Source organism: Leptotrichia hofstadii (assembly GCF_007990525.1).
Lineage (GTDB): Bacteria > Fusobacteriota > Fusobacteriia > Fusobacteriales > Leptotrichiaceae > Leptotrichia > Leptotrichia hofstadii.
Genome location: NZ_AP019823.1, coordinates 2,368,179 through 2,390,188 on the forward strand (window position 1 = coordinate 2,368,179; position 22,010 = coordinate 2,390,188).

Below are 22,010 nucleotides of genomic sequence, written 5' to 3' on the forward strand. Positions count from 1 at the left end.
GTAGGATTTGCGGCAATGAGCAATCCTACAAAAATAAAAAAAATAATTTAATTTAATGATTATGAGTTAGCTATTAAACAATCCTATTATAAAAATTTATTCCTATTTTTAAATGGGTTTGGTATAAATTATTTTTTCTGATAAACCCTTACATAATCAACTTTCATTTCTGTCGGAAAATCCACATCCCCATCTTCTCCGGTAATTTTACTTAACGCAACATTTATTATTATAAAGTAAGGCTGATTAAACGGATTTTGTAATCCTTTCCTATCAAGTTCCTTATAAGAAAATTTTTTATACACTTTGTTATTAAACAACCATTTTATTTCCTTATCATCCCATTCTACTGCATAAGTATTGAAGTTAGTCAATTTTTCTCTAGGCCATTTACTCAGCTTATAATCATCTCCATCAAACGTTTCATAAGTATTGTCGCTTTTAAGAACGTGAAGTGTCCCTGTCGCACGACGCATATCATCTCCATAAGTTTCCACTATGTCAATTTCCCCATTTGCATTTCCATCCGCCTGAGAATATCCTGCAGGCCACATCCAGAATGCAGGCCATGTTCCCACTCCTTCTGGCATAGCCGCCCTCATTTCAATTTTCCCGTATTTTACATTATATGTGTTTCTCGTATGAACTGCTCCTGAACTGTAAAGGATTTTTCTTTCCGTTCCATTTATATTAACTTTTTTGTCTGTCTCCTTTTTCAGTTTTATAACCATATTTCCATTTTCAATTTTTACATTGTCTTTCAGATAGTAGTGCTTTGCATCAAATCCATATTGATTGACTAGATTTCCATTTTCATCCAGATAATTTCCAGGATTCCACGGATTGCCGTAATCCCAGTAAGACCATTTCTGAGTATCCAGCTGGTTTCCGTTAAATTCATCATGCCACACTAATTTCCATTCTTTCCCCTTAATTTTTGAAATAAATGAATTTATTTTATTTTTTTTTGATTTTTTACCTCTTTCCTCCCTTACAATATCACTGCTCCCAACCTTTTCACTAATATCCTGCACTTCCTTTTCGCTGACTTCCATTTTCTTTTCCGTTTCTATCCTCACATTTTTCTCTCCTGCCGCAAACGAAATATTTCCCATCATTATAAGCACAGCCACACTTAAAAGTACTTTTCTCATAGTTTTATTCTCCTTTTTAAATTATACTCAAATCCCCTTAAAACAATTTTTATAAAAAATCATATACTTAAATATTTTATACTAATTTAAAAGGAAAATCAATTAGAAAATTTTTCTTAAAATCAGATAATTTCATTAAAATAATCTTATTTTTTTATATAAACTTTCCTTATTTTTAATATTAACCTGATAAGCAGTCTATCATATCAAAAAAGACAGAAAAACTTCTTCTCAAAAGTCTCCCTGTCTAAATCACTTTTATTTCACCCATTTAATACGTTCTATTTCCATATCTATCTTTACAATACATCTCTCCATTTGCTCTTCTATAACATTTTTCGCCTTTTTCTCTGCTACGTTCGTCGACTCTTTGCCAAAATTTTGGACTAAATAATTCACATCCAGTAACGCTCAGCCCTAGCAAAACCACTATCAGAACCCTAACCAAATTTTTCATTTCAGACACTCTCCTTATAACCTTTTCTATTCCATAACATTATAACAGACATTTATTTTAATCCTATTTCACTTGTGTTATTTTTTTTTTTTTTTTGATTAGAATATCATTATAATCCTCACTTTTTTATACTAAACCTTGTTTAAATAACAAATTTGTTACAGAATTTTCCAATATAATTTTCGCTAAATGGGAAATAGTATTAATTATGTTCTTTAATCATTCTATCAAGCCTTATTTTAAGTTTGTATTTTGAATTATTTTGTTTAATAATTGTTGCATTTTATTATGCAATCTAGCTTAACCATAGCTTTTTGGAATATTTTTAATCAAACTAGCTTTTATAATTGAATTAGAATATCATAATTTTCTAGAAATAAAAATTACTCTTTGGATTTTTTAGTAATCTTAAATTGCAATATTGACCAAATTAACTCTTGAATAAAAATTTAAATAAAAAAATTATAACTGCCTATTTTTTATATTTTTTAATACATTCCCTATTTTTCTCTTTTCTCTCCTTATCAAAAAACCATCCCCACTTATTAAAATATTTTATAGCCGAACTTACATGCAGGAGCATCATTTTCCGTGACTTATAGGATGCCTTGCCATGCTCATGGATTATTTCCGCCTCCGGATAAAAAACGGTTCTGTACTTCTGCCCAATTCGCCTGCATAAATCATAATCTTCCATATACATAAAGTATCTCTTGTCAAATCCGCCAGTCTCCTTCAGCACATCCGTCCGTACAAATATAAAACATCCTGATAAAATCGGAACATCTATCGTTTCCCTGTAATTATACCATTTCATTTCATAATTATAATCCAATTTTTCAACAACCGACTTCAATGGCAAAAATCTTCTAAATATTAAATTTATAGGCGACGGCAATAATCTGCAAGACTTTGTCACTTCTCCATTAAATCCGTATATTTTCGGTCCAATTTGCCCAATATCCTTATTTTCCCTCATATATTCAATAATTTTCTCAATAGTATTTTTCTCAAAAAAAACATCCGCATTTACCATCAAGTGAAATTCCGCTTCCACTTCCCCCTCAATCAGCCTCTTAATTACAACATTATGCCCAGCCCCAAATCCACCATTTGAATTATTAAAAATATACTCAATTCTAGCATCTAAAAATTCCCCTATAAACTCTTTCAAATCATCTTTTTCAGAATTATCCGAAATCCACAACTTAAATCTAAGTCCTGTTTTCTGAAAACACCCAATAACCTTCCTTAATTCTTCTTTCTCTGTATTATAAGTAACAATACAAGCTGTAAAATCATACATAAACCGACCTCTATCCATATTTTTTATTCATAAAATTATACCACTTTCCTTATAATCAAACAACTAAATTTTTTAACAAAATTTAACAACTGACTTACTTACCTATTAAAATCTTTAACTAGGAATTTGCCCTCTTGCAAGTAATATTCATTTCATCATATTTCCAAATTTATACCGTTATCCAGCATATCCAATAAATCTTCCATTTTAGCTTTAATTTTTTTAAACAAGGCTGTCAAATTAATTATCATATAATTCTATTCCTATTTTTTTTATGGGTTTAATATATACTCAGACCTGTTTAAAATCAAGCTTCTAAAAATTATATAAATTCAGGATTTGAGTAAAATAGCCATACCTTTTTAGTTCGGATTTAAGGCAGTTTTACTAGAGCTGTTTGATAACTGTATTAAATTTGAAAATTCAATGAGATAAATATTACTCTGAAGGGAGCAAAACATCTTATTAGAGATAAAAAATATAAAGTTGCCGAACAAGTCTGCTATAAAACTATCAAACTTGAAACCCCATTAAAAAGCATAAGCTTACTTTCCTGAAAACAAAAAAAGGCAAGAACGCCTTAATCCTTCCCTATCAAAGCTTCCCTGCCTAAGTCGCCCATATTCCCCACAATAACCTGCTGTCCTCATATTTACAACAGTGCTATCCATTAACATGCTGTCCAATACTTTATGCCTCTCTGCTTTAAACTCTTATGAAATTTTGCAAAAAAAAATGGCGTCCCCGGTTGGACTCGAACCAACGGCCCTCTGATTAACAGTCAGATGCTCTAACCGGCTGAGCTACGGAGACACACAAAAGAAAAAAGTTTGGCAACTGCCTATTTTCCCGGGACGAATCCAAGTATCGTAGGCGTAAGCAGACTTAACTGCCGGGTTCGAAATGTAACCGGGTGTATCCCTGCTGCTAGCATCACCAAACTTTAAAAACTAAATTGTCAAGTTAAGACAATGGGAAATAAATAGTAGCAGTAAAAGATTGACTAAAAAGCAGATGTAATATTAGTACCAGTCAGCTGAACGCATTGCTACGCTTACACCCCTGGCCTATCAACCATGTGTTCTCCATGGATACTGCGAACACTCATCTCAAAGCCGGCTTCCCGCTTAGATGCTTTCAGCGGTTATCCGTCCCAGACGTGACTACCCAGCCGTGCCACTGGCGTGACAACTGGTACATCAGAGGTCTGTCCAACCCGGTCCTCTCGTACTAAGGTCAGATCTTTACAGTATTCAGGCGCCTGCAGTGGATAGGGACCGAACTGTCTCACGACGTTCTGAACCCAGCTCGCGTGCCTCTTTAATGGGCGAACAGCCCAACCCTTGGGACCTTCTCCAGCCCCAGGATGAGACGAGCCGACATCGAGGTGCCAAACACTTCCGTCGATATGGACTCTTGGGAAGTATCAGCCTGTTATCCCCGGGGTAGCTTTTATCCGTTGAGCGACGGTCCTTCCATACGGAACCGCCGGATCACTAACTCCCACTTTCGTGCCTGCTCGACCCGTCAGTCTTGCAGTCAAGCTCCCTTATGCGTTTGCACTCCTAGGCTGATTTCCATCCAGCCTGAGGGAACCTTTGAACGCCTCCGTTACTCTTTTGGAGGCGACCGCCCCAGTCAAACTGCCCATCTAGCACTGTCTCCGCTTCCAGATTAGAATTTCAACGGCATATGGTTGGTATTCCAACGGCGACTCTGCTGAAACTGACGCCTCAGCTTCACAGTCTCCCAACTATCCTATACACACACAGCCAAAACCCAATGCCAGACTGCAGTAAAGCTCCACGGGGTCTTTCCGTCCTACTGCAGGTAGCCGGTATCTTCACCGGCATTACAACTTCACCAGGTCTCCAGCCAAGACAGCTCCCAAATCATTTCACCATTCGTGCAGGTCGGAACTTACCCGACAAGGAATTTCGCTACCTTAGGACCGTTATAGTTACGGCCGCCGTTCACCGGGGCTTCAATTCGGAGCTCTCACTCCTCCTCTTAACCTTCCGGCACTGGGCAGGTGTCAGCCCATATACGTCGCCTTTCAGCTTAGCATAGACCTGTGTTTTTGGTAAACAGTTGCTTGGGACTCTTCACTGCGGCCTGTTTCCCCTTGAGGCGCTTCTCCTCTCAGGTATGTCAGGCACCCCTTCTCCCGAAGTTACGGGGCTATTTTGCAGAGTTCCTTAGCTAGAGTTATCCTGTCGGCCTTAAGTTTCTCACTCTGTCCACCTGTGTCGGTTTACAGTACGGGCACTATTTTTCATCGATAGAAGTTTTTCTTGGCAGTGTAGGATCTGTGACTTATGCTAATGCACTTGCCCATCAGGTCTCACATTTAGACACGCGGATTTTCCTGCGTGTCCATGCTACGCCCTTAGAAAGACTATTCCGTCAGTCTTCTCACATACCTTCCTGCGTCACTCCGTCTCTCAAGCGATAATAGTGGTACAGGAATATTAACCTGTTTTCCATTCGCCATCACATTTTTGCTTATGCTTAGGTCCCGACTTCCCCAGGGCGGACAAACCTTCCCCTGGAAACCTTGGACTTCCGGCCGGCGGGATTCTCGCCCGCCTTCTCGCTACTCATTCCTGCATTCTCACTTCTGATGCCTCCAGAAAGCCTTGCAGCTTACCTTCGACGGCCTACAGAACGCTCTCCTACCAGGCGTGAAAACACGCCTCCGCAGCTTCGGTTTATGTCTTAGCCCCGTTACATCTTCGGCGCAGATACTCTCGACCAGTGAGCTGTTACGCACTCTTTCAAGGTATGGCTGCTTCTAAGCCAACCTCCTGGTTGTCTGTGAATATCCACCTCCTTTCCCACTTAGACATAATTAGGGACCTTAGCTGGCGGTCTGGGCTGTTCCCCTCTCGTCCATGGACCTTGTCATCCATGGACTCACTCCTGACTATTAATATATGGTATTCGAAGTTTGCTTGATTTCGGTAAGCAGTACGCCCCCTAGATCATACAGAGCTCTACCCCCACATATCTTAACATCAAGGCTGCACCTAAATGCATTTCGGAGAGAACGAGCTATCTCCTAGTTCGATTGGCTTTTCACCCCTAGACCTATCTCATCTCCCAACTTTTCAACGGCGGTGAGTTCGGCCCTCCACTGAGTCTTACCTCAGCTTCAGCCTGGACAGGCCTAGATCACTAGGTTTCGCGTCTATGACCAGCGACTTGACGCCCTATTAAGACTCGGTTTCCCTTCGGCTCCGCTTTATTAACCTTGCCACTGATCATAACTCGCAGGATGATTAACCAAAATCCACGCAGTCACACATAAAGTGCTCCTACCGTTTGTAAGCACACGGTTTCAAATTCTATTTCACTCCCTTGCTCAGGGTTCTTTTCACCTTTCCCTCACGGTACTCTTCACTATCGGTCAACAACAGTATTTAGCCTTACGTGATATGGTCCACGCTGATTCACGCCAGATTCCTCGTGCCTGACGCTACTCGGGTGCTTCCAGTCACCATATGCATTTTATGTTCTACAGGACTATCACCTTCTCCGGTCCAGCTTCCCAGCTGGTTCCACTTACATGCATACAGCTTAAACATTATGACAATCCGTTAATGGAAGTCCCGCAACCCCGTGCCAGCAACGCTGTCCGCTTGGCACTGGCACGGTTTAGGCTTTTCCCCGTTCGCTCGCCGCTACTCAGGGAATCGTTTTTACTTTCCTTTCCTCCCGCTACTTAGATGTTTCAGTTCGCGGGCTTACCGTTTTCACGCATGCCCTCCAGGCATGCAGGTTTTCCCATTCGGAGATCCGGGGATCAACGATTATGTGCATCTCCTCCCGGCTTATCGCAGCTTATCACGTCCTTCATCGGCTGTTGTTGCCTAGGCATCCTCCGTGTGCCCTTGTCAGCTTTTTATCCAGAATAACTTTTACTCCAGTTTCATTGTAATCTTTTACCTACTATTCATTTCCCATTGTCCTAAAGACCATAAAGATATGCGAAGAAGCAGTGCAGTGAATTAGCTCCTTAGAAAGGAGGTGATCCATCCGCACCTTCCGGTACGGATACCTTGTTACGACTTCACCCCAATCACTGTCCACACCTTAGATGCCTTCCTCCTTGCGGTTAGACCGGCAGCTTCAGGTGCAGACAACTCTCGTGGTGTGACGGGCGGTGTGTACAAGACCCGAGAACGTATTCACCGCAGCATTGCTGATCTGCGATTACTAGCGATTCCAGCTTCATGAAGTCGAGTTGCAGACTTCAATCCGAACTTGGACCGGCTTTGAAGATTCGCTGGGCGTTGCCGCCTCGCAGCTCTCTGTACCGGCCATTGTAGCACGTGTGTAGCCCAGATCATAAGGGGCATGATGACTTGACGTCATCCCCACCTTCCTCCTGCTCTTCGCAGGCAGTCTCGCCAGAGTCCCCAACTTAATGATGGCAACTGGCGATAGGGGTTGCGCTCGTTGCGGGACTTAACCCAACATCTCACGACACGAGCTGTCGACAGCCATGCACCACCTGTCTCCACGTTCCCGAAGGCACTGCCCGCTCTCGCAGGCATACGTGGGATGTCAAGATCTGGTAAGGTTCCTCGCGTTGCGTCGAATTAAACCACATGCTCCACCGCTTGTGCGGGTCCCCGTCAATTCCTTTGAGTTTCAGCCTTGCGGCCGTACTCCCCAGGCGGATTACTTATCGCATTTGCTTCGGCACGGACACTCTTCATGCCCACACCCAGTAATCATCGTTTACGGCTGGGACTACCAGGGTATCTAATCCTGTTCGCTCCCCCAGCTTTCGCACTTCAGCGTCAGTTGCCGTCCAGTGAACTATCTTCATCATCGGCATTCCTGCACATATCTACGAATTTCACCTCTACTCGTGCAGTTCCGTCCACCTCTCCAGCACTCTAGCCAGGCAGTTTCCAGGGCAGGCTTGCGGTTGAGCCGCAAGTTTTCACCCCAGACTTGCCTGGCCGCCTAGATGCCCTTTATGCCCAATAATTCCGGATAACGCTTGCGACATACGTATTACCGCGGCTGCTGGCACGTATTTAGCCGTCGCTTCTTCTGCAGGTACCGTCACTTCCTTCTTCCCTGCTGAAAGCACTTTACAATCCGAAAACCTTCCTCGTGCACACAGAATTGCTGGATCAGGGTTGCCCCCATTGTCCAATATTCCCCACTGCTGCCTCCCGTAGGAGTAAGGGCCGTATCTCAGTCCCCTTGTGGCCGTCCACCCTCTCAGGCCGGCTACCTATCATCGCCTTGGTGGGCCGTTACCCCGCCAACAAGCTAATAGGACGCAAAGCTCTCCCGCAGCATCTCTTTTCATTGCCGGGCACATGCGTGCCGGCAACTGTATCAGGTGTTGTCAGTCGTTTCCGTCTGTTATCCCTGTCTGCAGGGCAAGTTCTTTACGCGTTACTCACCCGTCCGCCTTGGCTAGCCTGTGCAAGCACAGATTCGCCAAAGACTTGCATGTGTTAAGCATTCTGTCAGCGTTCATCCTGAGCCAGGATCAAACTCTTCATTCAATATATTTTACATATATTTAAGTTCCACCTTTGTCTTGACGAGAATCTTGTTTTACAACAAGAGCTCTTGACTGTTATCTATCTTTTACACATTATTGCTTCTTCTATTCTTATCTCAATTGTCCTGCGACACGATTTCGTATCGACAAGATATATATTATCATAACTGGATTTATTTGTCAACTACTTTTTTCAAAGTTTTTTTGGTTTGGTAAATTGCGGCCTTAGAATTTTATTTTATGGAATTCTTTCACAAAGATAAAATAGGTTTAATTTTTATAAAAATTTAGGGCAGCATTTATTCTTGCTAAATATCGTTTCCATGCTTAGTTATTGTCTCTCGCTGCAGGATAAAAAAAATTTTCCTGAATACTGTATTCGCCATTAACCAGCTGAATTTTTTCTCATTATTTCATCAAAGACAATATCGCTGAGCCACTTGCTGAAATTTGAATTGTTTGTCCATTGACCAAATAATTCCATATTATCAGCCATAATAATTCTAAAGACTTCTTTTAAAGCTGACTGGTATTCCCTCTTGATATTTTCAATATCCGAATTTTTAAGAGCGTTTTTAAACTTTTCATTCTTCATTACCATTTCCGGCAACTCTTTTATCTGTCTTGCAACATTATCCTCATCTTGCCATTCAATATTACCAAAAATATCATTAAATGTAGACACAATGTTCTCTAATGAATCTAATTCAACTTTATTCTTTTTTCCTGCTCCTATACCCAGTCCTTCAACTGTGCCGTCTTTGTCTTCCAAGATAATATTAATTGTATTTTTCTTTTCCAATCTATAGCTTTCCAAATCCACCGACTCCAAAATTCCAGCAGATAAATCTTCTCCTTTTGGCGTTGGCAACCTATGAATCAGCTGTTCAAAAAAGATTACCTTCTTTTCCCAATCCACTTGCCCAACAGGTAAAAGGGAAGCCAGGAAATTATAAGTTCTTATAAAAGTTTTCACACCACTCTTAAATTCAACCTGTTCCTCTTCATTCAAAGCTGCGTATCTTTCTATAGATTTATCTACAATACTGTCAATAAAACTTCTTGGGCTATTTTTTAAGAATAAGTCAACTAATCTGTCCACCTCGTCTTCCTCATAAACATACTTACCGTCGAGCATATCTAATAAGTTATGAAGCTTATTAGGATCTGTTTCCCCTTCTAATTTTGTTTCTTTGTAATATGGTTGAAATGCCGCTAATATATGCTCCGGTTCGTTTGCAAAATCAATTACACAAGTATCTATTTTATATTTCGTGCTTCTATTAAGCCTTGATAGAGTTTGTACTGCCTTAATGTCATTCAAAACTTTATCCACGTACATAGTATGCAGAAGAGGTTCATCGTATCCTGTCTGATATTTATCAGCAACGATTAGGAATTTATATTTATCTTGTTTAAATTTTTCCGCTGTCTCCTTATCAGAAAAACCATTTAAGCCAGTTTCTGTTACAGCTTTCCCCTTATATTCCTTTTCGCCTGAAAATGCGGCTAAGGCCTCGTAACCGGTATTAGAATTTTTCAATAACTCACTAACTATATGATAGTACTCAACTGCTCTTAGAATACTTTGTGTTACAATCATCGCCTTAGCTTTCCCATTTATCTTATTAACAGTGTTTGCAAGGAAATGATTCACCATAACTTCAGCTTTTTCTCTTATCGGAAATTCTTGTCCTTCCACAAAATTTCTAATTTTCTTTTGAGCTTTCTTTTTATCAAAGTCCGGATTACCTTCTATAGTTTTGTAAATCTTGTAGTAATTTTCATAGTGTGTATAGTTCTTTAGCACATCCAGAATAAATCCTTCTTCAACAGCTTGTTTCATGGAATACAAATCAAACACGCTTCCAAACATCTGAACCGTTTTTGCTTTAGGTGTAGCAGTAAATGCAAAGAAACTAGCATTCTCAGGCATTTTTCTTGCTTCAATAAGTTCATTCAGTTTATCTTCAATTTCAAATTCATCATTGTTATTCAGATTTCCTGATACCGCCATATTTAATGAAGCCGCCGCACGACCGCTTTGAGAAGAATGAGCTTCATCAATAATAACAGCAAAATTCTTTCCCTTTAGTTCAGTACCTATTTTTTCAAGCAAATAAGGGAATTTCTGTACTGTAGTGATGATGATTTTCTTGCCATCAACCAAAAGTTTTTTCAAATCTGCTGAAGAATTAGCATGACCCACAATGCTCTTCTCGTCTATAAATTTCCTGATATTGTCATTTATCTGCTTATCTAAATTCAATCTATCCGTAACAACTATTACTGAATCAAACGCTTTTTTGCTATTGTACTTCGCTTCAACTAAACGATACGCAAGCCATGTTATAGAATTGCTCTTGCCGCTGCCTGCACTATGCTGAATCAGGTATCTATTTCCAACTCCATTTTTCTGAACATCATCTACAAGCCTAGTTACAGCTCTATATTGATGATATCTAGGAAAAATCAGATTTTCTGTCTTCTTGACCTTGTCTGCAGAAATATATGCAAAGTCTCTTATTAAGCTTGTTAAAGTTCTTTTCTTCAAAAATTCTTTCCACAAATAATCAGTCATTGTTCTGCCGTTATTTATCGGATTACCAGAACCGCCAAGCTCAGTGCCTTTATTAAATGGCATAAATCTTGTATTTTTACCATCCAGCTTTGTTGTAAAGGTAACAAAGTTCTCATCAGCAGCAAAATGCGCAATGCATCTTTTAAAACTAAATAACGCTTCTTTTGAATCTCTGTCATTTTTGTATTGCTCCTCAGCATCTTTATATGTCCATCCTGTACTGGAAGCCTTGCTCTTAAGCTCCATCGTTATAACAGGAAGACCATTAACAAATATCGCCAAATCAATTTCTAAGCCCTTATTTTTATCAGAATAAGCCAATTGATTCGTAACTGAAAAAATATTCATATTAAACTCATCATACGAACTTGGTCTTTTAGAATCCAGAGCATGATAAAAAATGATAGTTCCCGAAGAGGGGTAACACTTAATTCCATTTTTCAAAACAGCGACTATACCCTTTTGTTTTATAGAAATATCAAGCTGCTTATAGAACTTTTCTTTTCCTTCCTCTGTATCAAGTCTTAAAATATCAAATTCATCTGGTTGAGATGTCTTAATAAATTCCAAAAGTCTTTTTTCATCAAAAGCATATTTCCTATTAAAAGAAATCTTCATCTCATCCGGTTTTATATATGCATAACTCTGACTTGAAACAAGATATTCGATAATATTATTCTCAAGCTCCACTTCCATCTTTGTATCTCTAATTCCCATATTCTTTACCTTCCATTTCATCAGTTTCTTCTATTTCTCCATCTGCAATAGCCACTTTTTCATATTCAGGAATAGCAATGTCCCTCACATCAATTTGTCCTGTTACCACTTCTGATATTAGTGATTGTTTTAATAATTCTAATTCTGTAATTTTTTTGAATACAATTGTTTTGTAATTTTCAACACTATTAATTATTTTATTTACAATTTGAATTGTTTTATGCTGTGTTTCTTTATCTGCAATAGGAATTAATAAATTTGAATATTTCTCTGCACTTATATTCTGAATAGTTGACTGTATAAATACACTTTTTTTCCAAAGTTCATAATACTCAGACTGCAAATATAAATATACAAATTTTGGTATTACTAATTTATTATCAAGTCTTGCCCTTATCAAATATCCTGCAAATGACATTAATCCGTTATTATTTACATGCATGTATGATTTACCAACAGTGGCTCCGCTCCTTGCAAACAATATGTCGCCACACTTTAACAAAAACTTATCTTCACAATCATCAATATACAATTTTTTTTCATTTTTTAATTTTCCACAACTATCAATATCAGTTATTCTAACAAATCTAATTTTTCCTTTTTCTTTACCTACACCATTAATTCCATATAATAAAGGCTCTAAAAGCAACATTTTTAATCTTCTTTGTTCATTTATTTTTTTATACTCAATAGATATTGATACCTGCTTTTTATAATCTAATTGCTTTATTTTCTCTTTTTCAATTTGAATTAACCTATCAATTTCATTGATTTTCCAATCAAGATAATTTGCAATTTGGACTTGTTCTTTGACTGATGGTACAGGAATCTTAAATGAATTGAAAGTATCTATGCCTACAGTCTTTCTTAAACCCGAATAATACGGTTTCAAGCCTTTTATAAAATCTAAATATAAATAAAAATAATACATGTATCTAGGAACATGCCCTTTAACTGACATTATATTGTAGGCGTTGGTAATCATTCCTTCAATTCCTGCAATACCTATAGCACGTGGAGTTTCATCTATATCAAATAGGCAAAAAACTAATTCATCTAGGTTTACAATCGAATACTTTTCAAAGTTGGCAGGAAATTTACCACCTGCTTCTAGATTACGCTCTATTACTCCTTTTAATGATAAAGACAATAATTTATAATCTTGAAATCTATTACCTACACTTTTTTTATTTTCTTTAAATATATTTTTATTTCTGATTATTTCCCAATGATTAGGTATTTCTTTTAGCCATGGCAGATTTACTTTCTTATATCTCTCATACTTATTCATAAAGCCCCTCCAATATAGAAGCCATCATTCCATCAGATTGCCTTTCCAACTCTTTAATACGATTCACAATCTCTTCTACACTCTCCAGTTCTTTAGCTTTGTAGAAATACTTTGTAAAGTTTATTTCATATCCTATTTGTGTTTTGCTTTCATCAACAAAAGCATCTGCGTGATATGGCAATACTTCCTGCTTAATAAACTCGTCTATACCTCCTTCAAATGTCATCGGAATATTTTCGGTATCTCTAAGTTCCGGATCTGCAACTATATTACCTTTTGAGTCCTTCTGGATAATTGCCTCTTCATCCTTAACTATCATGCGGCTTAACAGTCCTGTTGAAGCAAGCTTGCTTAAACTGGCCCCTTTTATATCTTTCTTTTTTAAATGCTTATTAAAAGCCTTTTCAAATGCTGCATAATTTAGATATTTTTCATCACTTTTCATTAATTTCAAAACTTCCAGATATGTATTTACATTTTCACTCTTTTCAAGCTCCTTCATAGAGCTAGATGTCCCTTTAATAAAGCTTTCTGCAAGCACTTTTTTATCTATCGCCCCAGACAGCACGCCAATTTTTTCAAGCTCCTCCTCTATTTCTTTTATATTATTTGCATCACATAATACAGCTTGTCTTAGCGGTCTTTCCACTACAACTTTATAATATCCAAACTCATCATTTGAGAATATTTTCGAATACTCATTCTCTTCAAAATTTAGATATTGATTTAGAATAAATTGTCTATTATCTTCTGAAAATTCACAGTTTTTCTTGCCCATGTTTTTTCTAAGTGAAGTCTTTATTCCACTTGCATTAATAAGCTGTATCTTCCCCTTTCTTTTTTCTTCTTTTCTATTGGATAAAATCCAGATGTATGTTGTTATTCCTGTATTGTAAAACATATTTTCAGGCAACTGGATAATGGCTTCTATCAAATCTTTTTCAATCATAAATCTTCTTGCATTGCTTGCTCCATTTCCAGCATCACCTGTAAAAAGAGCTGAACCATTGTGAACCTCAACAATACGGGAACCCATTTCAGTCTCCTTCATTTTGGAAATATTATTAAGCAAGAAAAGCAGCTGTCCATCACTTACATCAGGTATCATCCTAAAATCATCCTGTTCTTTATAGTTTCCAACAAAACGTCTGTCTGTTATATTTTTCTTTGGGTCTTTATCATTTCCGCTTCCTAAAATAGCCAAATCTGTTTTCCAAGTTTTCCCATAAGGCGGATTAGACAGCATAAAATCAAAATGTTGTCCAGAAGTCTTGTCATCAGAAAGAGTAGAGCCATAATAAACATTGTTAGAATCTGTATCTCCACCTTTGATAAGCAAGTCAGCCTTAGAAATTGCATACGTCTCTGGATTTACTTCTTGCCCTATTAAGTGGATAGACACTTCCTTACTATTTTCTTTAGCAAATGCCTTTAACCTCTCTTCAGCAACAGTCCCCATCCCAAGAGTTCCACACGCGCCATCATATATTGAGTAAGTGCCATCTTTGATTTTATCCATAACCGGATACATAGCAATATCAGCCATAAGCTCAATTACATCACGAGGTGTAAAGTGTTCCCCTGCTTCCTCATTGTTTTCTTCGTTGAATTTCCTAATAATCTCTTCAAATAACGTTCCCATCGCATGATTATCTAATCCTTTCCTTATAACCTCTCCGTATGAATTTTTCTCGTCATAAGGACTTAAATTAAGTTCGCTTGATGTAAATTTTTCAATTACAGAACCTAAAATACCAGCATCTGTCATCTTAGCCAACTGATTATTGAAATCAAATTTTTGAAGTATTTCTTTTATATTTTCAGAAAAACCATTCAAATATTCTTCAAAGCTTCTTTTTAAATTCTGCCTGTTAGTTTCATATTTCAAATCTTTTAAACAAAAGTTAGAGGTATTATAAAACGGAAGTCCAGTAGCTGTATCTAAAGTTTTTGCAACATCCCAGCCCTGTGTTTCCGCCATTTCCTTAACTTCCATTATATTAGTTTTTTTTGATTCAATAATAGCATCAAATCTCCGAATTACAGTCATAGGAATTATAACATCCCTGTATTTACCTCTAACATAAACATCTCTTAGACAATCATCAGCCACAGACCAAATAAAACTAATTAATTTATTGTAGTCAAGCGCATTGTATGTACTTTCCATTTATTTATCTATCCTCCTCAACAGCTCTATTTACACAACTTAAATATCCAATATCCCTCTATATAAAAGTTTTTACAACCTCGACTAACTTTTTATTTCCCTCTTTCAACAAAGTTTGTTACTTAATTCTTTATGTAAGGATATTCAATTACCACAGCTTTACAATTTTGCTTAATATTTGTTTTAATCAAATTATTTTTCATAGTTAAATTAGGAATGTCGTGATTTTTTGGAAATAAAATTGACTGTCTGAGCGAAGTTTAACGTAGCGAGTTTCAATTTTGTTTTCAAAAAATGCTTAGACAAGCGGGGATTGTAAAGGGGATGGCGATTGATCCCCTTTACTTTATAAAAAAGAAAAAATATAAAAATTATAGGAAGAATATTTATTAACGACAACAAAAAATAAGATTTAGTATAAAAGACTATTAATTTCATTTGTATAATATAAAAAAATAACAAAAATATACGATTTTATGGTATAATACTTAGTGAAAAAATAGGAATGGACTAAGTAACAAACTTAGTTAAATTTACTAAACATTTTTCCAATAATTTAGTAAAATATAAAAAACTAAATTTAGGAGGAAAATATGGCTACAAAAAAATATTTAAACAAAAACTTGAAATACAAGGAATGGCTGGATATTTGGCTGGAAAAAGAAAGATTTTTTATAAAGGAATCGACTTATGCGACTTATACTAATATTATTGAAAATCATTTAAAGCCTGTACTCGGGAAAAAGAAAATTGGAAATATTGCAAATGAAGATTTACAAAATTTTATTATCTTAAAGTTAAGAGGCTCAAAGAAAAATTTGGAAAAAGGACTTTCCCTAAAAACAGTTAAGGATATGGCCGTGCTTCTAAAAAGCACTTTAAATACAGCAATTCAAGACGGGTTGATACCTTTTCAGAATTTCCGTTGCAAGTTCCCTTCTTCCTCTTCAAAATTGTATTTAAAAACTTTTTCTACTGAGGAACAGAAGATTCTTTTTCGATATTTAATAAATAATCAGAATTCTAAAAATCTGGGAATTTTACTTTGTCTGCAAACAGGACTACGACTTGGGGAAATATGTGGACTGCAGTGGAAGGACATAAATTTAGAAAAACACACTCTGACAGTTTGCAGAACTTTGCAGAAAATTTATATAAAAGAAAAAAATAAATCCTATTCCAAAACAATTATAAGCACTCCAAAAACAAAAACTTCCAATCGCATAATCCCTCTCAATACTGATTTCATAAATTTAATAAAACCATTTCAGCAAAATAAAAACAACTATTTTATTACAAACAGCACAAATTATCTAAAACCTCATCGTTACCGTTATTACTATCAAAAACTCCTTCATTCCCTGAATCTTCCAAAACTTACATTCCACAGCCTTCGCCATACTTTCGCAACGCAGGCCATCGAACTCGGAATTGACTGCAAGACTGTTTCTGAAATTTTGGGACACGCCAGCATGAATGCCACTCTAAATCTTTATGTCCATCCAAAGACCGAATACAAACGTAAGTGCCTTGATTTAATCTATCAAAACCTCAAAAACAGATAAATTTCTCTTCAATATAATTTTACTCTGTCTTTTTTTAATAAAGTTTGAAATGTTTGTAATGTTATGATATACTAAAGACATAATCTTAAAAATACAAAACCATCTTGGAGGAAAAAATGAAAAATAAATTTAAAATAGCTGTCTTGACAGCATTATGCACGCTTGCATTGTCTTGTGGAAATGGCAACGGAGGCAAAGTGCTATTTGAAACATCAGATAAAAAAATAAAAGTGTATGAAAAGGAAGTTAATAACGAACTGGAAAAAAGCCTTTTTTCTAGCGGAATTTCTGAAAAAGACCTTACTCCTGAGCAAATTACACAAATGAAACATTCTATTATTAAAAATATCGCTCTAAACAGAGCTCTTGCCTTAAAAGCAAAAGAAAAAAAACTTAACGAGGATAAAAAATATACAGAAAGCAAGGAAATTTTACAGGAACAGCTGCTGGCAAGCCTGGCAACACTAAGCGAAGTTAATGAACGAGCCAAAATTACAGATGCCGATGCCAAAGCCGCCTATGATGCCAACCAGGCAAGCTTCACACAGCCTGAAGATTCAGTAAGACTGCAAGTTATAGTATTCCAGCCTACTGATGCAGCAAAAGCTGAACAGGCATTAAAGGAAGCCGTTGCAAATCCTAACAATTTTACTGCATACGTAAACCAGTACAATCCTGGAACTGAGCAGAACGGACAGACACAATCAATTCTTCTAAGTCAGCTGGCAAGCCGTTTTGGTTCCGTAAGCGAAGCTATTAAGGACGTTAAGGCAGGACAAGTTGTCAATAAAGTTGTAAATGACGGAAAGAGCTTATATGTCGTGAAAGTTCTTGAAAGAAATCCTAAAGGGCTAATACCTTTTGAAAGCGTTAAAGAAGCTATCAAAACTCAGTTAAGAAATCAGAAAAGACAGATTGAGCAACAAACTTACCTAAAATCAATTTCTGATGAATTTAAAATATCAAATATGGATGAAGCATTAAAAAATATTAAATAATCTAAAACTTTTAAAAATTTGGAAAGGAGCTGTTTTAAATAGATATAAAATTTATAACGTCTATTTTTAACAGCTTATTTGATGTAAAAACTATAGCAAAACTTCTTTAAAACCAAGCTCCAAGTTATTTAAACCTATAGCAGTTTGATATTAAAGGGGTTTAATCATATATTAAAAGGAGGTCTTTTGTGAAAATTTTGAAATATTTATTGAGTCTTGTATTAATAGCTTTGGTTATGCTACTTTTTGGCGTAATGTTTTCCAGCAACATTGTTTCATATATGACAAAATCAAAACATTCTGAATTTGAAAATGTAAAATTTTCTATAAGAAATAACGAAATGATTTTTGATAATTTTGTAGTCAATGGAAAAAGTCTTGGAAAAGGACGTGCTACAGTTGGCATTGTACGAACAGGGCTATTTAACCTTGTGCCAAAATTAACGTTGTCTAACATGAAACTGGAAGATGTGAATCTGGAAAGTATCTATAAGGAAAAAAACTCGCAGATTGACACGTTTACTGAAAAGATAAATTCTCTTACCGCTCAAGAAAAATCTGATAAGACAACTGCAGATTTTATAAAGGAAACAACTGATAAGGTTACAACATTGTCAAATAATACAAACAATCTTATTAACAGCAAATGGAAAGAGAATATTGAAAAAATCAATGTTCTGAAAAAAGATTATGTGGAGCTTACAGACTTAAAAAGCAAAGCTCAGAAAATCGTAGAACTGAATAATGAGATTAAGCCGCTAGTAAAGTCTATCAATTCTGAAAAGGAAAACATTGAAAAAAATATTTCTGAAATTGAGCTTGAAAGGGATATTGCACTTGCAAATGTTTCTGATAATTTGACTAAGCTTGAAAAAGAGATTTCATTGAATGATTTTAACAATAATTCTAACAATAATGTTCAAAATATGAATCTATATATATTCCTAGACAAAGGAAAAAATTTGGAAACTTCACTAAACACAGCTTTAAAGGCCACTTCTCTTATAAAAGAGATAAAAGAGCTGAATATAAGAATTTCGGATATAAATATTAATGATGGAAAAATCGTGGCTAAAGGATTAAATGGGAATATTTCGCAGGTAAATGGGGAAGTTTTACTGGAAAATAATTCAAAAGCATTGATAAAAGGGATTAATAATGGTTATGAAATTATTTATAACAAAGATAATTTCACTTCCAAAACTTTATTTGCAATCAATAAAATAAGTTCTCTTATCGAATATTCAAAAAATGACTTGCTTGAAGGAAGAATTGTAAAACTTGCCTCAGAACTTATTTTAGAAAACAGCAATTTCAAAAATTTAAATCATACTGTATTAACTGACGAGGAAAAAACATTGCTGACTCAAAAAATTGAAAACCTAAGAAATAATAATTATCAGCAAATTATGTCTAAATATGAAGAAGATAACAAAAATATTGAAACATTAATTGATAATGTATATGTCCAAAAAAATAAACTTGACAAGCTTCAAAGAGATTTGCTGTCACTAGGAACGATTATCACATTTGAACAATCTGCCGCAACTGGTGAAAATAGCTCTCTAAGCAGTGAACAAAACGGCAGCTCAGCAATCAATATACAAAATAAGCCAGATTCCATTAATAACAGTGACAGTAACAACACAAATAACAGTACAGAAAAACAGAATAGCAATCAGAACACTAACAAAATTAATATTGGAAATAGATAAAAGTTTTTATATAGGCATACCAAGATTGATATGCCTTATTTTTTAAAACATTATTTGTATAGTAAAATTATTTAGAAAGGAATTTTTTATGTTGTTAAGTATAAAAAATGTTTCAAAAAAATATAATAACGGAACAAATGCCTTAAAAAATATTTCATTTGACGTAGAAAAAGGTGAATTTATCTCGATTATTGGCCCTTCAGGCTCAGGGAAATCAACATTACTTAGAAGTATAAACAAAATGATTGATATTTCACAAGGTTCAATTTTATTTGAAGACAAAAATATTGAGAACTTGAAAAAAACACAAATAGAACTTGTAAGACGAGAAATTGGAATGATTTTTCAAAGTTATAATCTTGTGGAAAGGCTCACTGTTATTGAAAATGTGCTTCATGGAAGGCTTGGATATAAGTCGGTAATTGCCGGAATATTAGGCATTTATTCAGAAGAGGAAAAAAAGGAGGCTTTTAACTTTCTGGAAAAAGTAAATATGACTAAGTACGCCTATCGCAAATGTAACGAACTATCTGGAGGTCAAAAGCAGCGTGTAGGGATTGCGAGGGCAATTATGCAAAAACCAAAATTATTACTTTGTGATGAGCCAATCGCCTCTCTTGATCCCAAAACTGCTGAAAATATAATGGACTATTTAAAAAAAATTGTTTCCGATCTAAAAATTACGTGCATTGTGAACCTTCACCAAGTTGATATTGCCAAAAAATATTCTGACAGGATTATTGCCTTGAATAAAGGCGAGAAAATTTTTGACGATAAAACAGAACGGCTTACAGATGATATGATTGAATTTATTTATAAAGATGAAGAAAATACTTGATAAGGAGGTTTTATGAAATTAAATGAAAAAGATGTTTTTAAGCAAAGATTTTACTCTAAAATTATATTTATATCAGCAATTATTCTAATTTATACAATATCCTCCATTATTGCAGGCTTCCAGAATGGGATGGCATTTTCTTCAATACCAGCTGGAATCTTTTGGCTATTACAAAAATTTATCCCTACACAAAATGCTTTGCAGTATTTTCCAGAAATTATGGATTCCGTAATAAAAACAGTTTTACTTGCCATAACTTCCACAACGATTTCCGCAACTTTTGCGCTATTTCTTGCAATAATCGGATCTAATTCAACTGGAATAAATATTTTTACAAAAATTATAACAAAGATAATTGCTTCTTTTTTTAGAAATATTCCAATTGTAGCATGGGCGTTAATACTTGTATTTTCCTTTAAGCAAAGTCAATTTACAGGATTTCTTGCACTATTTCTGATAACATTTGGATATTTAACACGTGCCTTTTCCGAAACAATTGACGAGGTGACAAGTGATGTAATTGAAGCGCTAAAATCAGTAGGAGCTTCCTATTTTCAGATAATATTCTGCGGAGTTATCCCAAGCGTTTCCTCACAGCTCCTGTCTTGGCTTCTGTTCTTTATTGAAACTGGCGTGCGGGAATCCACACTGGTTGGTATTTTAACAGGAACTGGAATAGGATTCACATTTAACCTGTATTACAAAAGTTTTAGGTATGATGCCGCTGGACTCGTAATTTTAACAGTTACGGTTATTGTAATCGGAATAGAAATTCTGTCTAACAAGCTTAGAAAAGAAATGATGTAAAACAAATTAACAGAAGGAAGGTGAATTTTCTTTTGGAAAAAATAAAGATAAGAAAACTTACAAAATCAAAAATTTATTTATATGCAACTTTATTCCTATTGTCAACTATTACAATTTATACATTGATTACAATGGATTTTGGCAATGTAAATATCGCTGAAGCTGCTGACCATTTTTTTAAAGATTTGAAAACAATGTTCTTTTCTCCAAAATTATCAGATAGATACACGTATAGCCAAGTTTTTCAAAGCCTTGCGGTAACAATTGCTCTAGCAGCCTTAACAACAATTATAGGTTCTTTTATAGCTCTATTTCTATCTTTCTTTGCAGCGCAAAATTTATCAAGCAAATATGTTTCTAAAATTATAAAATTAGGCATAACATTTTTCCGTGCTATTCCAACAATATTATGGGTTATGGTATTTTCTGTTGTTGCAAATGTTGGTGTAGAGGCGGCAATTATAGGAATGACTTTTCATAGCGTTGCCTACCTTGTAAAAGCCTATTCTGAAAGCATCGAAGAAATTGACAACGGAATTATCGAAGCTCTTAGAGCAACAGGCGCTTCATTCTGGAAAGTTATTTTTCAGGCTGTATTGCCAAGTACAAGCACTTCTCTTCTATCATGGACATTCATCCGTTTTGAAATAAACTTTACAAACGCTGTATTAGTAGGAGCTGCAGCTGGAGCTGGCGGAATTGGTTATGATATGTTTATGGCTGGAACTATGTACTTTGATATAAGAGAAATTGGGGTATTTGTATATCTAATATTTGGTGTAGCAATTATATTGGAATTTATTTCATATTTTTTAAGAAAAAAATATTTAAAAAATTAAATTCATAATTAAAAATAGCAAATAAAAAATCTCTAAAAT

The 22,010-nt window shown here is 35.6% G+C and carries 12 protein-coding genes, 1 tRNA gene and 3 rRNA genes; 6 read left to right on the top strand and 10 right to left on the bottom strand.

Annotated elements, in window-relative coordinates; translation table 11 throughout:
• Window positions 1–128 precede the first annotated feature (128 nt).
• The 10 genes from FVE77_RS11165 to FVE77_RS11210 all read right to left on the bottom strand — a co-directional run bounded on the left by FVE77_RS11165 (window position 129) and on the right by FVE77_RS11210 (window position 15,209).
• On the bottom strand, window positions 129–1,154 hold the full coding sequence (locus FVE77_RS11165) for a glycoside hydrolase family 16 protein (RefSeq protein ID WP_026745694.1): 1,026 nt from the start codon (window positions 1,152–1,154) through the stop codon (window positions 129–131).
• Window positions 1,155–1,425: 271 nt separating this feature from the next.
• On the bottom strand, window positions 1,426–1,611 hold the full coding sequence (locus FVE77_RS11170) for a hypothetical protein (protein WP_026745693.1): 186 nt from the start codon (window positions 1,609–1,611) through the stop codon (window positions 1,426–1,428).
• 472 nt (window positions 1,612–2,083) lie between these two features.
• Window positions 2,084–2,935, bottom strand: coding sequence for a glycosyltransferase family 2 protein (locus FVE77_RS11175; RefSeq protein WP_026745692.1), 852 nt, complete (start codon window positions 2,933–2,935; stop codon window positions 2,084–2,086).
• A 718-nt stretch (window positions 2,936–3,653) separates the two neighbouring features.
• Window positions 3,654–3,730 (bottom strand) — tRNA-Asn (locus FVE77_RS11180).
• A gap of 15 nt (window positions 3,731–3,745) precedes the next feature.
• Window positions 3,746–3,858 (bottom strand): 5S ribosomal RNA (gene rrf / locus FVE77_RS11185).
• A 61-nt stretch (window positions 3,859–3,919) separates the two neighbouring features.
• Window positions 3,920–6,824: ribosomal RNA gene (locus FVE77_RS11190) — 23S ribosomal RNA — on the bottom strand.
• A gap of 115 nt (window positions 6,825–6,939) precedes the next feature.
• Window positions 6,940–8,451: ribosomal RNA gene (locus FVE77_RS11195) — 16S ribosomal RNA — on the bottom strand.
• The 16S, 23S and 5S rRNA genes sit together here with 1 tRNA gene alongside, the layout of an rRNA operon.
• Before the next feature lie 384 nt (window positions 8,452–8,835).
• Entirely contained in the window at window positions 8,836–11,748 is a 2,913-nt protein-coding gene (locus FVE77_RS11200; protein WP_026745836.1) for a type I restriction endonuclease subunit R, read from the bottom strand.
• The gene (locus tag FVE77_RS11205; protein ID WP_051254478.1) at window positions 11,738–13,039 is read right to left on the bottom strand and encodes a restriction endonuclease subunit S; all 1,302 of its coding nucleotides are present in this window, start codon (window positions 13,037–13,039) and stop codon (window positions 11,738–11,740) included. The genes FVE77_RS11200 and FVE77_RS11205 overlap by 11 nt, the downstream gene beginning before the upstream one ends.
• Window positions 13,032–15,209 carry a type I restriction-modification system subunit M gene (locus FVE77_RS11210; protein WP_026745837.1) on the bottom strand — a complete coding sequence of 726 codons (2,178 nt, stop codon included), beginning with the start codon at window positions 15,207–15,209 and terminating at the stop codon, window positions 13,032–13,034. Before FVE77_RS11210 ends, FVE77_RS11205 begins: the two co-directional genes overlap by 8 nt.
• Window positions 15,210–15,802: 593 nt before the next feature.
• Here FVE77_RS11210 and FVE77_RS11215 point away from each other — a divergent pair.
• From FVE77_RS11215 to FVE77_RS11240, 6 genes are all read left to right on the top strand, one after another.
• On the top strand, window positions 15,803–16,774 hold the full coding sequence (locus tag FVE77_RS11215) for a tyrosine-type recombinase/integrase (RefSeq protein WP_026745838.1): 972 nt from the start codon (window positions 15,803–15,805) through the stop codon (window positions 16,772–16,774).
• Between the two features lie 116 nt (window positions 16,775–16,890).
• Window positions 16,891–17,772 carry a peptidyl-prolyl cis-trans isomerase gene (locus FVE77_RS11220; protein ID WP_026745839.1) on the top strand — a complete coding sequence of 294 codons (882 nt, stop codon included), beginning with the start codon at window positions 16,891–16,893 and terminating at the stop codon, window positions 17,770–17,772.
• Window positions 17,773–17,960: 188 nt separating this feature from the next.
• Complete coding sequence (locus FVE77_RS11225) at window positions 17,961–19,487, top strand: hypothetical protein (protein ID WP_026745840.1); 1,527 nt, start codon at window positions 17,961–17,963, stop codon at window positions 19,485–19,487.
• Window positions 19,488–19,575: 88 nt separating this feature from the next.
• Window positions 19,576–20,325, top strand: coding sequence for a phosphonate ABC transporter ATP-binding protein (gene phnC / locus FVE77_RS11230; RefSeq protein ID WP_006806067.1), 750 nt, complete (start codon window positions 19,576–19,578; stop codon window positions 20,323–20,325).
• A 12-nt stretch (window positions 20,326–20,337) separates the two neighbouring features.
• Window positions 20,338–21,132, top strand: a complete 795-nt coding sequence (locus FVE77_RS11235; protein WP_026745841.1) for a PhnE/PtxC family ABC transporter permease — start codon at window positions 20,338–20,340, stop codon at window positions 21,130–21,132.
• Window positions 21,133–21,164: 32 nt separating this feature from the next.
• Window positions 21,165–21,971 (top strand): PhnE/PtxC family ABC transporter permease, encoded by an 807-nt coding sequence (locus FVE77_RS11240; protein WP_232052920.1) that lies wholly within the window; start codon window positions 21,165–21,167, stop codon window positions 21,969–21,971.
• The last annotated feature ends 39 nt before the right edge of the window (window positions 21,972–22,010 follow it).

What these genes read in the sequence shown, in the direction of transcription:
- phnC (WP_006806067.1), top strand. Translation starts at nt 19,576, where the DNA reads ATGTTGTTAAGTATAAAAAATGTTTCAAAAAAATATAATAACGGAACA.
- FVE77_RS11215 (WP_026745838.1), top strand. Translation starts at nt 15,803, where the DNA reads ATGGCTACAAAAAAATATTTAAACAAAAACTTGAAATACAAGGAATGG.
- FVE77_RS11205 (WP_051254478.1), bottom strand. Translation starts at nt 13,039, where the DNA reads ATGAATAAGTATGAGAGATATAAGAAAGTAAATCTGCCATGGCTAAAA.
- FVE77_RS11200 (WP_026745836.1), bottom strand. Translation starts at nt 11,748, where the DNA reads ATGGGAATTAGAGATACAAAGATGGAAGTGGAGCTTGAGAATAATATT.
- FVE77_RS11235 (WP_026745841.1), top strand. Translation starts at nt 20,338, where the DNA reads ATGAAATTAAATGAAAAAGATGTTTTTAAGCAAAGATTTTACTCTAAA.
- FVE77_RS11170 (WP_026745693.1), bottom strand. Translation starts at nt 1,611, where the DNA reads ATGAAAAATTTGGTTAGGGTTCTGATAGTGGTTTTGCTAGGGCTGAGC.
- FVE77_RS11220 (WP_026745839.1), top strand. Translation starts at nt 16,891, where the DNA reads ATGAAAAATAAATTTAAAATAGCTGTCTTGACAGCATTATGCACGCTT.
- FVE77_RS11165 (WP_026745694.1), bottom strand. Translation starts at nt 1,154, where the DNA reads ATGAGAAAAGTACTTTTAAGTGTGGCTGTGCTTATAATGATGGGAAAT.
- FVE77_RS11210 (WP_026745837.1), bottom strand. Translation starts at nt 15,209, where the DNA reads ATGGAAAGTACATACAATGCGCTTGACTACAATAAATTAATTAGTTTT.
- FVE77_RS11175 (WP_026745692.1), bottom strand. Translation starts at nt 2,935, where the DNA reads ATGGATAGAGGTCGGTTTATGTATGATTTTACAGCTTGTATTGTTACT.